The sequence below is a fragment of the Pantoea sp. Ft-CA_14 genome (assembly GCF_024520875.1).
GTDB lineage: Bacteria > Pseudomonadota > Gammaproteobacteria > Enterobacterales > Enterobacteriaceae > Pantoea > Pantoea agglomerans.
In genome coordinates, this window is record NZ_JALNPM010000008.1 from 41,440 (window position 1) to 59,798 (window position 18,359).

The window sequence follows — 18,359 nt, forward strand, 5'->3', positions numbered from 1 at the left end:
TTTAGTCTGACGACATGGTAGTGGGACAGCTGAAGCTGCCCGTTTCCGCTGGTCGGAACCGGTTACCCGCAGGTAACAAGGATTGATAAACAGGACGCTAATAAAAGCGCCAAATAGAGTCAGAATGCTGATTTTACGGCGTGACGCCGTTTGTTGCGCCTACCCTAATCTTTCATTCTGCTAATGAATAGTGGCGATAATCTGGAAAATGCAATTATCACGTGACTAAAACAAAAAAAGCGGGTGCTTTCGCACCCGCTCTATTCATCTTCTGAACAGACCTTTCAGTCACTACACAACATGAACCTGCAGGTTCTGCTGCACCAGCACATCGCCCAGGGTGTTATCACTGGTCAGCGCCGAGTTGTGGTAGATTTCAAAGACTCTGCCCTCAACGGTACGCTCGCCCGTCACTTCCCAGATTCCGCCGTTGCTGTTAGCCAGTGTCACCTGGCTGCCATCTGCGCCTTTGATCAGCAAATCGTCACTCTGCTTATCCGTGATATTGAGTGCTTCATTGAGATCGAGCTTCACGGAGTTGGTTCCGGTTTTACCCAAATCGAGCACCTCAATGTGTTCGACCTTCAGGCCCAGCGCGGTGAGATCCAGACTGAGATGCTCACCATTCAGCACCAGGGTATCGGTGCCTGTGCCGCCATCAATATGGGTAAAGTTAAGGTCACTGACCGTCACGATATCCGCCCCGCTGCTGCCGGTCACTGTCGGCCCCTCAATGGTGCTGCCATCGGCCAGCGTAATCACAACGCCGCCGATGGTGTAACCCACCTCCTCTGCCGGTGCCGCTGCCACCGCGGCGTCATTTGCCGCCGCGTTTTCACTGCTGCCGACGGGTGTCACGGTATCCGCTTCGGTGATCAGCGTGGAAGCCACCGCCACATGGGCGCTGCTCTCGTCGCTGCTGGTGCTGCTGTTATGCTGCGTCTCCGCGCTGGCGACAGTAGCGCTGTCATCCGCCACCGAGAACAGCGCAACCGATTCGTTTGCCGCCAGCGTCACCGGTAGCACGGCACCCAGTAACAGGGTATTGGTGGTCGAGTAGCTGTTACCGGCCGCGTCGGTAATCGTGACTTTCGCCAGCGTTCCCAGCGACAGCAGCAGGCCACCCACCGACAGCAGTGAAGGTGAGAAGTTAACCGCGTAACGCCCCAGCGCATCGGTCGTGGTGTTCAACGTCGGGCCGTTGTTGCCGTTGGAGAGCAGCAGCGTAACGCTCACTTTCGAGCCCTGCGCGGCATTCAGCGATCCACCCTGTACCACCAGACCCGCCAGTAAGGAACCGACGATGCTCAGCACCGGATCGACCCCGACCAGCGGCTGATTGTGCGACAGCGCGGTAAAGCTGCTGGTGCTGGTTGCGGTGTTGCCGCCAATATCCGCCACCGTGACGGTGAGAGGATGGCTGCCATCGGCGATCCCTTTCAGCGTCGCTGACGGCACGCTGATGCTCCAGGCGCCATTCGCACCAATAGTAGTGGTGAGGATATTGCCCGCCACGTTCACCGTCACCGTGCCGCCCGCCGCGTTGGTGCTGGTTCCTCTGATGGTTTCAGTACTGTTGGCTTCCGCAATATTGAGGTAGCCATCGCCGCCAAAGAAGCTGTTGACGCTGACCGTTGGCGTAGTGTGACTGACCACACCCAGCGACGCCGAGGTGTTGCCAATGCTGCCCGCACCGTTGGTCACGCTGGCGGTGACGGTCTGCAGACCGTCAGTAATGGCAGCAAGGTTAGCCGCCGGAACAGAGAGACTCCAGTTGCCGTTGCTGCTCACCGTCGTGCTGTAAGTCTGGCCACCCAGCGTGACACGCACGACCGATCCCTCGGCGTTGCTGGCGGTGCCGCTGATGGTCTGCGCCGTTTTCACATCCACCGCGCTCAGCGCACTGTCACCAAACAGCGAGGTAATGGCGACCACCGGCGTCGACTGACTGATGACACTCAGCGTTCCGCTGCTGTTTGCCACGTTACCGTAGGCATCGGTGCCGGTGACCGTGACGGTTTTACTGCCGTCAGTGATAGCAACCAGATCCGCTTTCGGGACGGTAATACTCCAGTTGCCGCCGCTGACCACTTTGGTGGTGTAGGTCAGGCCATTCAGCGTGGCGCTGACGGTTGAACCGGCAGAGAGGCTGGACGTCCCGCTCAGGGTCTGGTTAGAGGCCAGATCCGCGGCGCTCAGCACACCATCGCCAAACACCGTATTCACCGACAGGGTCGGCTGGAACAGTCCCAGTGACACGCCCGCGCTGGTGCTGCTGACGTTTCCGACCGGATCGGTGACGGCCGCGCTGACGGTGAAGTTCCCGTTCAGCAGCGTTGACAGAATCGCTGGCGAGACGGCGGTTGAGAAACTGCCATCCGCGTTGACCTGCGCGTTGACGATGGTGCTGCCAATTGCCAGCCTGACGCTACTACCCGCAGCCAGCCCGGAGACCGTGCCGCTGATGGTCTGAGTCACCAGCGACTCCGCCAGGTTCAGCACGCCGTCGCCAAACAGCGGACTGAGGGTGACTTTCGGCAGGTTGTGAATACCGACCAGTGCCCCGGCCGTGGTGCTGTTGGTGTTACCCGCGCTGTCGGTGACGCTGATGCCCACGGTCAGATTGCCATCTGCAATCCCCTGCAACAGCGCTGGCGTCAGCGAGACGTTAAAGTTGCCATTGGCATCGGTCGCCGTCACCAACTGCTGTGAACCTACCGACACCACCACGCGCGATCCCGCTTCCGCGCCGCCAATCACCCCACCGATCACCTGGGTGACCAGCGAATCCGCCACGTTCAGCAGACCGTCGCCAAACAGCGGATTCACGGTGATGGTCGGCAGCAGCGTATCGACCCGGATACCGGCGCTGGTGCTGGCGGTATTACCCGCCGCATCCGTTACCGATGCGCCCACCGTCAGGTTGCCCTGCGCCAGCGTGCCCAGAATATCTGGCGTCACCGTGGCGCTGAACGCCCCGCCCGCACCCACGGTGGCGGTCACCTGGCTATTTCCAACCGAGAGCGTCACCACACTGCCCTGCGCGACGTTGTTCACCACCCCGCTGATCACCTGTCCGGTGGCGATATCAGCCAGGTTTAGCACCCCATCACCAAACAGTGAGGTCAGCGAGATTGATGGTGTCTGAGTAAAGATGCCGATGGATGCGCTGCTGGAGGCGACATTGCCCGCCACGTCTCTGACGCTGACACCCAGCGTCAGATTGCCATCCAGCAGAGAGGTCAGATCGCTGCCCGGCAGGTTAACGCTCCACACTCCACCCGCCTGCACCGTCGTGCTGTAACTCTTGCTGCCAAAGGTGACCGTTACCTGGGAACCCACAGCCGCATTTTCTATCACGCCACTGACCAGCTGTCCGGCAGCGGCTTCCGCAATGTTCAGCAGGTTATCACCGCCAAACAGCCCGGTGAGCGCGCCAACCACCGGCACCGCATCGACAATCGCCGTGACGGTTTCACCGACGGTACGGGTGTTGCCCGCGGCATCGGTCAGGGTGACGTCAAGCGCAAGATTGCCATCGCTTAACAGGCCCAGCACCGAAGGCGGCACCACGATGGCCCATTTACCATCCTGGCCCACTGACGCAGAGAGCGTTGTGCCGCCCAGCACTACCGATACCGTGGCGCCCACACCCGCCGAAGTCGCAACCCCGGAGATAGTCTGCGCCACCGTGGTATCCAGCGCGCTGAGCGTGCCGTCGCCGAACACCGAGTCGACCACCAGCGTCAGCGCACTGTTGACCACTTTGTTGACCGTCAGCGTGGCGTCGGTCTGGTTGCCCGCACCGTCATTGACCCTCACGCCAAACACCAGCGCACCGTCAGTGAGACTCGACAGGACATCCGGCGCGAGATCGATGCTCCAGCGTCCGTCAGCACCCACCGTCGCGGTGGCGATCGGCGCGGCATCGCCCAGATAGAGACCGATGGTCTGGCCTTCTGCTCCCTGCGCGCTGCCGGTCAGCACCTGGCTTAGCACCAGGTCAGCGGCGTTGATCACGTTGTCGCCGAGGAACGCGTCGACCTGGACCAGCGGTGCAGCGGTATCCACCGTCACCGTCTGGGTGGTCGTCGTCACGTTACCGGCCGCATCCGCCAGCTGCGCGGTGATCACCGGCGAGCTGCCATCGGGAAGAGCCTGCATCGCGCTGGCAGGAACCGTTGCGGACCAGGTGCCGTTGCTCTGCACCACGGCGTTGTAGGTCTGATTATTGAAGGTCACCACCACCGTGCGACCCACTTCGCTGAGATCGGCGGTGCCACTGATGGCCTGGCTGGTGGCACTTTCATTGCCATTGACCTGGTTGTCACCGGTAAATGGATTGAGAGTCAGTGCCGGTGGCGTAAGGTCGATCAGCACGTTACCGCTGGTGGTTACAGGATTAGTGCCGTCGGTAGCATTCACCGTGATGGCAACACTGCCGTCCGCATTGCCAAAGGCGCTGACCGGCAATGCCGCCGTTGACCAGTTGCCCGACGCATCCAGCGTAGTCGCGTACTCCTGATCACCAATCGACACCGTCACTACCCCACCCGCACCGAGGTTAGCGGAGGTGCCACTCACTACCACACCACCCGCCACGTCCTGAGTGCTGATGATGTTGTCGCCCGACACCGTGCCCAGCGTGACCAGCGGCCCTGGCGGTGGGGTAAGATCTACCGTCAGCGCAACCGTGCCGTTGGCGGTATTGCCTGCCAGATCGGTCACTGCCAGCGCCAGGGTCGTCGATGGACCAAAGGTGGCCATCTGTTCTGGCGTCAGCGTTACACTCCAGTTGCCGTTGGCTGTCACTATCGCGGTGCCAAGCAGCGTGTCATTCAGTGAGATCGAAACCACTGATCCCGGCTCGGCTCCCGCTGCGGTGCCGCTGAGACTCTGCGGCTGAATGCTCTCGGTGTAGTTCAGCGCATTGTCACCGGTAAAGGCGGCAACATTAAGCACCGGCGGTGTGGTGTCGAGCACCAGCGAGCTGTTAATGGTGGTGCTGTTGCCCGCCGCATCGGTTGCCGTCACGGTAACCGGATAGGTGGCATCCGGCAGAAGTGAAAGCTCCGCCGTTGTCAGTGGCACCGTCCAGTTCCCATTGGCATCCACTGTCGCGGAATAGGTTGTGCCGCCAAGCGTAAGCTGCACAGTCTGATTCGCGCCCGCCTCACCGGTGGTTCCGCTCAGCGTTACTCCCGCGGCCACATCGCCGCCATTCACATAACTGCCAAGGAATTCCGGATTGACCGCAGGCTGCGGCGCGCTGAGATCTGCGGTGAACGGCAGCTGCGCCGATGCGCTGTTGCCCGCCGCATCCACGACGTTAACCGTCAGTGATTGCGCACCGTCACCCAGTGAACTCAGGGCGTTGGCAGGAATGTTAACAGTCCAGTTACCGTTGCTTGCCACCGTGCCAGAATAGAGGCTGCCGTTGACATCCACGGTAATGCTGACCGCCTGGTTCGCCCCGACACTGCCGGTGGTGCCGGTCAGGGTCACCCCTGCCGCGGCTTCACTGATGTTCAGCAGGTTGTCGCCGCCAAATGCGCCTGGGTTGAAGGTCGGCACAGGCAGCGCCACCTCTGTCACCACGTTCTGCGCCGTCGCGTCGCTGTTACCCGCGATATCGGTCGCCGTCACGGTAATGGTGTGGGTGCCGCTGGTGAAGGTGGCTAACTGCGCTGGCGACAGGGCCAGAGACCAGCTGCCATCGGTCTGCACCGTGGCTGCCAGCGGCTGACCGTTGTTAAAGCCGGAGATGAGCACCGTTACCGTCTGTCCGGCACCGGTAATGCCGGTTGTGCCACTGAGGATCTGTTCACCGGCCGCCTCTGCTGCGTTCAGCGCACCGTCGCCAAACGGCAGGTTCAGGGTGACATCCGGCAGCGCGTTAACGGCTACAAGTATCGTGCCGCTGGTGCTGCCGACGTTGCCGTTCGCATCGGTAACCGTCACGCTCACCGGCCAGTTGCCATCCGGCAATGACTGCAATACAGAAGGTGGCAGATCCAGCGACCAGCGCGAACCATCCGCACTGAGCGTAGCGGAATAGACCGTGCCATTAACGGTCACCGTGACCGACGCGGCGTTATTAATATTCACCGCACCAGTCAGGGATCCGCCTGAGGCGGCCTCTTCAGCATTGATACGGCCATCAATAAATGGCGTATCCAGCGTTGGGTCAGCAATCGGCGTAATCGCAGCGACGAACGTTTTGGTCGTTTCAATGCTGTTACCGGCCCGATCCGTGGTGGTGAGGGTCAGGGTATGTTCACCGGTTCCCAGGCTGGCAATGAACTCTGGGGGCAGGCTGGCAGTCCAGTTGCCATTGGCATCGACCGTCACCGACAGCGGGATATTGTCATCGCCTACCGTGACGCTCAGGGTCTGGCCCGGCACGACGGTGGAGGTGCCGGTGACCAGCTGAACGGAACCGGCTTCGCTGATATTAATGATGTTATCGCCGAACAGTGTCGTGTCGAAGGCGGCTGAAACAGGATCACTCTGCAGGATCTCAACGCCTGCGGTAACCTGCGCCGGATTACCGGCACCATCCGCGGCGCTGACCACCACCTGTGTCAATCCATCGGCCAGGCCCGTCAGCGCGCCCGGTGCCAGGTTCAGCGTCCAGTTACCGCTGGCATCCGTGGTGGTGCTGAAGTTCTGCCCGCCTACAGAGATGTTCACCACGCTGCCTTCCGGCAGATTGGTACTGTCACCACTCAGCGTTAACGCCCCTTCCGCATCTGCCGCACTGATCAGCGCATCGCCAAACGGCGTATTCAGCGTCAGCGCTGGCAGGGTATTAAACGCTACGTCCAGTGTCGTGGTGCTATCCGTGGTGATATTGCCCGCCGCGTCGGTGACCGAAACGGTAATCGCATTGGGGCCGTCCGCCAGCTGCTGCAGGTCAGCGGTCGGAATAGTAAGTGACCAGTTACCGTCGGCATCGGCCGTGGTGGTATAGCTGACGTTATTCAGCGTCACCGTCACCGGCAATGCGCCCGTGGTGCTGCCGCTGATGGTGAGATCCTGCAGCGACTCCGCCAGGTTAAGGGTATCTCCCGCATCGACCGTGATATTCGTCAGCGCAGGCGGTGTGGTAATGAAACTAACCTCCTGAGTGGCGGTCGCCGGATTGCCTGCGACATCAGTGGCGGTCACGGTAAAGATTTGCGTGCTGCCCGGAGCCACGCTGGTAAAGGCAGCAGACGGCACATTCACCGTCCAGTTGCCGTCAGCGTCGAGCGTGGTGCTGTAGTCAGTGCCGTTAAACGACACCGTCACCAGCGTACCCGCTGCCAGCAGGGTGCTGCTGCCGCTGACCGCGACATCCGCTGTAGCCTCGGTGGCGTTAATCACATCATCGCCGGCTACCACGTTCATGGTCAGCGTCGGCTGAACCTGCGCGCTGGCCAGCACGACCAGGCTGGTGCTGGCGCTGGCCGGATTGCCAGACGTATCCGCTGAGACCACGACCAGCAGCTGATCGCCATCCGGCAGATTACCCAGATCGGCGGCCGGAACGGTCACCGTCCAGCTGCCATCGGCTGCCACCGTGCCGCTGTACTGAATGTTATTCAGCGTCACCGTCACCAGCTGGCCTTCCACCAGGTTGTTACTGGTGCCGCCGATGTTCAGATCCTGTAGCGACTCCGCCTGGTTAAGGAAATTATCGTCACTGATGGTCCCGATGGTCAGGGTTGGCAGGTTCAGAGTGTCAGCATCACGCGTCAGGGTCTGGGTGGCCGTGGCCGGGTTCCCCGCCGCATCGGTCATCGAGACAGCAACGGTGTAGCTGCCGTCAGCCAGCCCCTGCACGACGCTGGCTGGCAGTGTCACCTCCCAGGTGCCGTCAGAGAGCACCTGAGTGGTGTAATCGACGTTCTGGAAGCTGACGGTGACCGTCTGTCCGGCATCCGCTACCGACGCACTGCCGCTGATGGCGACCGCTTCCAGCACCTCTACCGAATTGATGATGTTGTCGCCGCCGATGGCATTGACGGTCAGCACTGGCGGCGTGAGATCGACCGTAACGGCGCTGGTCAGCGAACCACTGTTACCGGCGGCATCGCTGGCATTGACCACCAGCGTAGTAACCCCCTCGCCCAGCGTCTGCACCTGATCTGCTGTTAAGGTCAGCGTCCAGTTACCCTGCGCATCCACCGTAGCGGAATAATCATTCCCGCCCAGCGTCACGCTGACGCTCTGACCGTTGCCCGCTACACCGGTGCTGCCGGTCAGCGTCTGACCGACCCCCTGTTCCGCCAGGTTCAGATAACCATCACCAAACGGGGTGTCTATGCTGACGGCCAGCGACGCCGTCGCCACGGTGATTTCACGGGTTTCGGTTACCGGGTTACCCGCCGCATCGCTGACCGTCACGGTCAGAATGTACGCCCCGGCCGGAATGCCGGCCAGCGAACCCGCAGGCAGCGTCAGATTCCACTCGCCGTTCTGGTCAACCGTGGTGGTCCAGGTCTGGTTGTTCAGGGTAATGGTGACCTGCTGTCCCGCTTCGGCATTGCTGTTGCCGCTGAGAACAATCGGCGCGGTGCTTTCGGCAATATTGATACTGTTATCGCCCGCAACCGTATTCAGTGTCAGGGTCGGTGGCGTCAGATCCACCGTCACGCTGCCCTGGCTGCTGCCGGTGTTACCCGCTGCATCCTGGACTGTGACGGTATAGTTCAGGAGATCTTCCGGCAGGCCGGCCAGCGCGGAAGCCGGCACGCTGATCTGCCAGTTGCCATTGCCGTCGACGGTGCCGTTGTAGGTTGCGCCATTCAGCAGCACGCTCACCGTCTGGCCGTCACCGGTTATGCCGGTGGTGCCGCTCAGGGTTTGTGCTGTGGCGATCTCGCTGCTGTTGAGCAGGCCATCGCCAAAGGCCGAGACGATCTGCGGTGCTGGCAGCGTCGCCAGCACGCTGAGCGCTGCCTCGCTGCTCAGGATCGCCCCGCCGCTGTCCGTTGCGGTGACCGTCAGGGTGTAAGGTCCATCGGCGAGCGCCGTCAGTGCCTCAGCCGGAACGATCACTGTCCAGCGGCCGCTGGCCGAGACCTGCGCGGTGTAGCTGATGTTGTTAAACAGCAACGTGACCGTGCTGCCCTCTGTCACGTTCACCGACGTACCGGTGACGATCAGGGCCTGACCCAGCTCCTGCGCATTCAGGTAGTTGTCTTCGCTGATGGCATCCATCGCCAGGCCAGAGGCATTGCTGTTGACGTCAAAGGTGAGATTGCTGGTGGTGGTGTTGCCCGCCACATCGCTGACCGCCACGGTAAAACTGGCGCTGCCATCATTAATCGCGGCCAGCGCACCGGCTGGCACGATCATGCTCCATGCCCCGCTCGCCTGCACGGCGGCGCTGTAGACTGTGCCGTCAACGGTGACGGTAACCAGCTGACCCGCTTCGACGTTGGTGGTGGTGCCGGAGAGACGTTGATCGGTGAGGCGCTCCGCGCCATCGACCACGTTGTTACCGGCAAAGGCATCCAGCGTCAGGGTCGGCAGTGTGCCTGGCTCCACTTTCAGCGCCAGGTCGCGGCTGGTGGTGGTGGCATTTCCTGCCGCATCGCTGGCGGTCACGGTCAGCGGATAGCTGCCGTTGCCCAGCCCGGTGTAAACCGTGGCGGGCAGATCCAGCGACCAGACGCCGTTGACGTCAGCGGTGGTGCTCAGGGTGGTGCCGTTAAAACTGGCCACAATCAGGGCGTTAGCTTCACTGCTGCCGGTCAGCGTCAGCGGCTGCTGACTTTCAGCGGCGTTAATGATGCCATCGGATGGCGTAATGAAGTTCAGCACCGGAGGCAGCGTATCCACCACGAGGTTGCCATCCGCCTGGCTGTTGTTGCCCGCCACATCACTGACGACCACGGTGTAGCCACTATTGCCCTGTGGCAGCGCAGACAAGACATCGGCCGGAACGGCGACCTGCCAGTTGCCTGCGGCATCGACCGTGCCGCTGTAGTTGTTGCCGCCCAGCGTCACGACGACGGTCTGGCCGTCGCCGGTCACGCCCGTGTTACCGGTGATCGTGCCACCGGCGGCGGCTTCCTCACCGTTCAGAATGCCATCATCAAAGGCCACGCCCGGGGTCGCCACCGGCAATGCGCTGGCGATCACCGTCAGGGTAGCGTCGCTGGTCGCCAGCGGCTGTCCGTTAGCGTCGCTGGCGGTGGCGGTGATGGTCTGCGGGCCATCTGCCGTTCCGGTAAAGGTGCCTGCCGGTAAGGTCAGGCTCCAGCTTCCATCTGCCGTCACGGTGGTGCTGACGGTGGTGCCGTTGGCCAGCACGGTGACAATGCTGCCATCAGGCAGACCGCTGGTGCTGCCGCTGACCACGACGGCGCCACCCAATTCCTGCGCATTGAGGTAGTTGTCGTCACTGACGGGTGCCAGCGCGATCGACGGCAGGGTGTTGTCCACACTGAAGTCAAGCGTGCTGCTGGCGGTGTTACCCACGGCGTTGATGACGCTGACGTTCAGCGTCTGAGTGCCTTCTCCCAGTTCAGCCAGGGCGCCCGCAGGCAGAATAATGCTCCAGTTGCCGCTGGCCTCGACCACACCGCTGTATTCGATGCCATTCAGGGAGATGATCACCTGCTGGCCAGGTTCGACATTCGTGCTGCTGCCGCGCACCGTTATCGGCTGCAGCTGCTCCGCTGCCGTAACGATGCCGTCACCGGCGAAGGTGCTGCTGTCGATGGTCAGTACAGGCTGCACGTCCGGCGCGGTTGCCACATTCAGATCAACCACCTGGCTGCTCTGATTCCCGTTAGCACTGGTTTCCGTCACCGTCACCAGATTACTGCCAGGAGGCAGCGCCGCCAGCGCTTCAGGGGCGATCTGCAGCGTCCACTGGCCGTTAACGCCAACGGTGGTGCTGTAGAGCTGGTCATTGAGCTGGACCGTGACCACGTCGCCATTCTGACCACTGCCACTCACCACCAGCGGCTCTGCCAGTTCCCCGACGTTCAGCGCGTTATCACCGCTGACCGGCGCGACGACCAGCGGAGGCGGCGTAGTCGCAACCGTCAGGGCACTGTTCTGGCTGCTGCTGTTACCGGCCGCGTCGGTGACGGTGACCACCACCGGATAGCTGCTGCCATTGGTCAGACCGGCAAGCGCCGCTGGCGGAACAGCCAGCGCCCAGTTTCCGTCACCATCAACGGTGCCGGTGTAGGTCACGCCATTCAGCGTCACACTGACGCGGTCGCCTTCACTGCCTGCGCCGCTGAAACTGAACCCTGCCGCCTGCTCAGCGATATTCAGCACGCCATCACCCGCGGGCGCAGCGATACTGAAGTCTGGTGCCGTGGTATCCACGGTAACCGACACTGGCGTAGTGGCGACGTTGCCGCTGACGGTGGTGACGGTCACGTTGAGATCGTAACGGCCATCTGGCAACTGTTGCAGATTCGCAGCAGGCACGGTGGCGGTCCAGCTGCCATCGGCGGCAACCACTGCGTCATAGGTCTGGCCATTCAGCGCAAGGCTGACGCTACTACCTGGCGTAACGGTGCCGCTGAGGGTCAGATCGGTGGCGGTTTCAGCCTCATTAATCGTGCCATCGGTGGCAATCGGGTTAACGGTCAGCGCCGGTACGCCGGTATCAACAATCAGCGGCTCGCTGATGCTGGTGCTGTTACCCGCTTCATCACTCACCGTCACGGTAATCGGATTGCTGCCCTGCGCAAGTGCCTGCAGTCTGTCTGCGGGTATCGTCACGCTCCATTCACCATTCGCGTCTACAGTGGCCAAATAGCTGGCACCGCCCAGGGTCACGCTGACGGCCTGGCCTGGCAGCACTGTGCCGGTCAGCGTCTGCGCCGCGCTGGCTTCATCGGTATTGAGTATGCCGTCAGTGAATGGCGTGTTGATTTGCGGGTCTGCCAGCGGCGCGGTCGCCACCAGCAGCGGCAGGCTGTTCTGCACATCACCCGAAGAGACGGTAACGGTGGTCGTGCCCTGCGGCAGCGTCGCCAGATCGGCAGCCGGCACGGTCAGGGTCCACGCGCCGGTTTCATCGGTTGTGGTGGTGTAGACGGTGCCGCCAGTCACCAGCGTTACGCTGATCGGGCTGTTAGCCGGCAGGTTCGCTGAACCGCCGCTGAGGATAAGATCGCTCTGCGCCTCCAGGGCATTCAGCGCATTGTCGTCACTGATTGGGGCAATCGACAGCGACGGTTCGGGTGAGGTAACCACGCTGAACTGCCCTTCAGCAGGCAGCGCCGGATTACCGGCCACATCGGTAATCGCCACGGTGAAGGTTTTATCGCCTGCACCGCCCAGCGATCCGGCTGGCAGCGACACACTCCAGCTACCGTTCGCCTGTACTACGCCATCGTAAGACTGGCCATTGATGGTCAGCAATACCGGCTGACCTGCCGGTACGCCGGTGACGTTACCGGTGACCAGAATGTCGGTGAGCTGTTCAGCGCTGTCGACCTGATTATCGCCGGTCACGGGATTAATGGTCAGCGCCGGCGACGTTGCCGCCAGCACAGTGACGCTGGCCGGTACGGTGCTGCTGTTACCATATGCATCGCTGAGTACCACATCCACCGGATAGGTTGCGTCACCCAGCTGGCTGATAATCGCGGCGGGCACCGTAACACTCCACGCGCCATCGGTATCCACGGTGGCGGTGTAGGTCTCGCCATTGAAACTCACCGTGACGGTGTCGCCCTGGGCCCCCCCGCGTCCGTCGAGTGTGAGATCCTGAGTGTGTTCAGCGATATTGATATAACCATCACTGCCCGGCGTGGAGACTTCCAGCAACGGCGGTGTGGTGGCGAAAATCAGTGAACTGCTGGCTGGCGTGGTATTACCATCGGCGTCTGTCGCCACTACCGATACCGGTTGGGTACCGTTGGGCACATTTGCCAGGTCGGATGCCGGAACGGTGACACTCCAGCTGCCACCCTGCGCCACCACGGCGCTGTAGGCTACGTTATTCAGCGTGACGCGGATGATGTCGCCTTCGTCGCCGGTTCCGCTGACGATTAGCGGCTGCTGCGCGTCGCTGACGTTGATCACGCCATCATCGCTGAGATCGTTGAGCGTCAGAGCGGGCACCGCGGTAGCCACCCGCAGTTCCGTATTCTGAGTGCTGATGTTACCGGCCGGATCGGTCACGGTGACGATCACCGGATAGGTCTCATTGGTCAGCGTGCCGAGATCGGCCACCGGGACGGATGCACTCCAGTTACTGTTTTCGTCAACAATGGCGGTGTAGGACTTACCGTTTAATTCCACCGTCACGCTGTCGCCCGGGGTGCCGGTTCCGCTGATTTGCAGCGGCGCAGTGAGTTCGTTGTTGGTCAGGACGCCATCACCGCCCGGAGCGGTAACGGTCGCAACCGGAGGCTGTGTGCTGACCGCCAGGGGCTGCGTCTGCGTGGTGGTGTTACCGCTGGCATCTGTCAGCGTAACCACCAGCGTATAGCTGCTGCCATCTGACAGGGCCTGCAGCGCCGCTGGCGGCACATCCACCGTCCAGTTACCCTGCCCATCTACGGTGGCGCTGTAACTCTCGTTATTCAGCGAGACAGAAACCACTTCGCCCGGCAACGCACCTGAACCGCTGACCGGCAGACCGGCAGCCACTTCGCTGCTGTTGAGAATGCCATCGCCGCCTGCGACCTCTGCCACAATCAGATTCGGTGGCAGCGTGTCGACGCTGAAGTTGAGCGTCTCGTCCACGCGGTTGCCTGCTTCATCAATCGCGGTAATGATCAGGCTGTTGGCGCCCTGCGGCAGTAAGGCGAGATCGGCGGCCGGCAGCGCCAGGCTCCAGCTGCCGTCTGCATTGACCGTGGTGCTGTAGGTTTTACCGTTAAGTTCCAGTTCAACCTGCTGGCCCGGCACGGCTTTGCCGGTGCTGCCGCCGATCAGCAGATCGCTGCCCGCTTCCACCCGGTTGAGAAGGCCATCGGTGATTGCGCTCTCCTCCAGCGTGATTTGCGGCAGCGTGGCTGCGACTACATTCAGCTGAGCGGAGTCGGTCAGCAGTGCGCCGGTGGTGTCGGTAGTGGTGACCGAAATCAGTTTTACGCCGTCGGTGATAGTGGTGAGATCGCCTGCCGGAACAGTGACGCTCCAGAAGCCATTGCTGTTCACTACCGCGCTGTAATTGCTGCCGTTAAAGTTAACCTGCACCGCCTGGCCCGGGTTAACGCCCACTGCAGAGCCGCTGATGATCAGATCGCTGCTCAGCTCCTGCTGGTTCAGGAAACCATCAAGGCTGACCGGTTCACTAATGGAAACCACGCCAGGTTCGCCTGCCGCCGGGGCGACGTTAATATCGCGGGTGTCGGTGGCTGAGGCGCCTGCCGCCGTTGTGACGCTGACCGCGATGGTGCTGCTGCCCGCCGCCAGTGCGCTGAGCGCCGCAGAGGGGATCTGCGTGCTCCAGCTGCCATCCGCGTTGACCAGCGCAGTGTAATTTTGGCCGCCCAGGGTAATGGTGACCGTCTGGCCCGCCTCCACGTTGCTGGTGCTGCCGGACAGCGTCTGGTCCAGCGCTTTTTCGCTGTTATCCAGCAGATCGTCACCGGCAAACAGGGCGATCGTCACCGTCGGCGTACCCGGTTCCGCTGGCGCTTCCACCGCAATCACCCGATCTTCGCTGACTGTTACGCCCGCCTGATTGGTGACTGTAGCCGCGATAGTTGCGTTGCCCGCCGTCAGTGCCGCCAGCGCGCTGGCCGGGACGCTCAGGCTCCAGCTGCCATCCGCGCCGACCGTGGCGCTGTAAGTCTGGTCGCCCAGCGTAACGGTCACGACCTGACCCGCCTCGACATTGGTTGAGCTGCCGCTCAGCAGCTGATCGCTGGTTTTCTCATCGTTGCTCAGCACGTCATCCACGGCGAACTGATCGAGCGTGATAGTGGGCTGGCCCGGCTCGGTAACCGGCGGCTCAACCGTGATCGGCAAGGTGTCGCTGACGGTAGTACCTGCCGCGTTGCTGACCGTGACCACCAGCGAGGCAGAACCTGCTGCCAGCGCACCGAGTGCATCGGCCGGAATGGCAATGTTCCAGCTGCCGTCGGCGCCAACCGTTCCGCTGTAGCTCTGGCCGCCCAGCGTCACCGTGACAATCTGGCCCGCCTCGACGTTGGTGGTGGTCCCGGAGACCGCCTGCGCTTCCAGCTTCTCATCGTTGCTCAGGATATTGTCGTCAGCAAAGGCATTGAGGGTTAGCGTCGGGGTGCCTGGCCCGGTGCCCGAGGACTCCACCAGGAAGTCGCGGGTTTCAGTGATCTGAGTACCAAGCTGATCTGTCACCGTCACATTCAGGGCTGCGCTACCGGCTGTCAGCGCAGCCAGTGAACTGGCAGGAATCGACACGCTCCAGCTGCCATCCGCGCCGACCGTGGCGGTAAAAGTCTCTCCGTTCAGGGTGACAGTGACCTGCTGGCCTTCACCGATATTAGTGGTGGTGCCGCTCAGCAGCTGATCGCTGGCTTTCTCGCTGTTGCTGAGGATGTCATCCCCGGCAAAGGCGTCGATGGTTACGGTGGCTTCACCCGGCTGCGTTACCGGGGCTTCGACAGTGACTGGCTGCGTTGAAGTGACTGTGTCGCCCGCTGCATTACTGACCGAGACGGTCAGTGTGGTGGTGCCTGCTGCCAGCGCATTAAGCGCGGCTGACGGCACGGCGACGCTCCAGCTGCCATCACCCTGCACGCTGGCACTGTAGGTCTGACCGCCCAGGGTAACCGTCACGATCTGCCCGGTTTCGATATTACTGGTGCTACCGCTGACAAGCTGATCGACCGCTTTTTCGTCGTTGCTCAGAAGGTTGTCGCCGGCGAAATCATTCAGGGTCAGAGACGGCACGCCCGGTTCCGTTACTGGCGTCTCAACTGCGATATCGCGGATTTCGGTAGTGCTCACGCCATCGGCATTGCTGACGGTGACGCTGATGGCATTAGCTCCCGCAGGCAGATTACCCAGCGCGGCTGCCGGAACAATTACACTCCAGTTACCACTGCCATCGACGGTGCCGAGGTAAGTCTGGCCACCGAAGGTAACTGTCACCGTCTGGCCCGCTTCGATGTTGGTGGTGGAGCCGGAGAGCGTCTGGGCCGTCCCTTTTTCATCGTTGCTGAGGATGTCATCCCCGGCAAACTGACCAATGGTGACTGTGGGTTCGCCCGGCAATGTGACAGGGGCTTCCACGGTGATGGGCAGCGTGCCGGTCACGGTATCACCGGCCACATTGCTGACTGAAACCGTCAGCGTCGTTTCACCTGCCGCCAGGGCGCTCAGGGCCGCCGATGGCAAAGTAACGCTCCAGTTGCCCTGCGCATCAACGCTGCCGTTGTAAGTCTGGCCGCCCAGGGTGACTGTTACCAGCTGACCGGGTTCAACATTGCTGGTGCTGCCGGTGAGTGTCTGATCGGTGGCTTTCTCCCCATTACTCAGCACGTTGTCCCCGGCAAAATCATCCAGCGTGACGGATGGCGGGCCCGGAACGACCGGCGTATCAATGCTGATCGCGCGGTTTTCACTGGCTTCAATGCCAGCCTGGCTGGTGACGACCGCGGAAATCGCCACCGAACCGGCTGCCAGCGCATTCAGTGCCGCAGGCGAGAGCGTGACGCTCCAGTTGCCCTGCGCATCCACTACTGCGCTGTAGGTCTGATCGCCCAGCGTGATGGTGACAATCTGGCCCGCTTCCACATTGGTGGTGGTGCCGCTAAGAACCTGATCGCTGCTTTTCTCGGCATTGCTGAGAATGTCATCACCGGCAAACTGATCGATGGTGATAACGGGCGTACCCGGCTGAGTCAGTGGTGGTTCTACGTTTACGGTCAGGCTACCGCTGGCGGCGGTTCCTGCCTGGTTAGCAACGGTGGCAGTCACCGTGGTGGTGCCGGATGCCAGTGCGGTCAGCGCATCAGCAGGCACGATAATGCTCCAGCTACCGTCGCCTGCCACGCTGCCGCTGTAGCTCTGGCCGCCCAGTGTAACCGTGACGATCTGCCCGGCTTCGACGTTGGTGGTGCTGCCGCTAAGAATCTGATCGCTGGTTTTTTCTGCGTTGCTCAGCACGTCGTCGCCGGTAAACGGGGCGATCGTCAGGGCTGGCACACCAGGGGTGGTGTCAGGTGCCTGCACCTGGATACCCAGGCTGGCGGCAGCCGCCGTGCCCGCGGCGCTGGTCACACTGACCGAAATGGTGCTGCTGCCTGCAGCCAGCGCCGAGAGTGCGGCAGCCGGTATTGAGACGCTCCAGCTGCCATCCGCCCCCACAGTGGCGTTATAGCTCTGTCCGCCCAATGTCACACTGACCTGCTGGCCCGCTTCGACATTGCTGGTGCTGCCGGACAACGTTTGTGGCGTGGTTTTTTCGCTGTTATCCAGCAGGTTATCGCCCGCAAACGGGTTCAGGCTAATGGACGGCGCAGCCGGTGTGCCGGGATCGGCGGCCGCGACGGTAATGGGCAGGCTGCCGGTGGTCGTCGTGCCCGCCGCGTTAGTGACGCTGACGTCGATGGTGGTGGTGCCTGCGGCGAGTCCCGCCAGCGCGGCAGCAGGGATAGTAACGCTCCAGCTGCCGTCAGCACCGACGGCGGCGTTGTAGGTCTGGCCGCCAAGCGTGACAGTGACAATCTGACCCGCTTCGACATTACTGGTGGTGCCGCTCAGTACCTGATCGCTGCTTTTTTCCGCGTTATCCAGAACATCATCGCCAGCGAATGCATTGAGCGTGATGGCAGGCGTCCCCGGCGTGACCGGTGTTCCGGGATCGGTGCCACCGTCATTGCCGCCACCGTTACCCCCACCGCCGCCACCACCACCGCCGACGCCAACGGCCAGACCGGCTAAGCCGAGCACACCCAGACCGCCCGCCGTTATCACACCCATCGAGGTGTTGGCGTTATCTGCCAGCAGCAGCGGCTCTACGCTGTCGAGTGATTCATAGGTTGGCGTGACCGACGTGGAAGCGAGTTCAGCCCCTTCTGCGGTCTGCGGAAAGAGCGCGTGTTCCGGTGGGTTGACGCCATCATCGAACACCAGTTCGCTGTGCTGGCCATCGGCGTCGTCGAGGAAGAATTTCTGATAGCGGACAGTCTTGCCGTCGCGCATATGCAGCACCAGATCGTTACCCTGGCGCTCATACTGCGTCACCATGTCGCGGGTGCCGCTGATGCGCACGACGCTGGGCTCGGTGAGGTTAATGGATTGTGACGAACCGCTGACGGACTGCGAGATGAGTGTGCCGTTTTCGCGCGAGATAATGTCTACACGGCCTTGCGTGAGTTCTGCCATTTGTAACCTCTACTCCACCAGATTAGCTAATATACTGAATCCATAAACATAAAATTATTTTATGC

Annotated in this window: 1 protein-coding gene; it reads right to left on the reverse strand. The window is 61.8% G+C overall.

Features of this window, described 5'->3' with window-relative positions:
• Window positions 1-291 precede the first annotated feature (291 nt).
• Window positions 292-18,294: an Ig-like domain-containing protein gene (locus NR195_RS13500; protein ID WP_256844614.1), complete on the reverse strand. Its 18,003-nt coding sequence runs from the start codon at window positions 18,292-18,294 to the stop codon at window positions 292-294.
• Window positions 18,295-18,359: the final 65 nt, after the last annotated feature.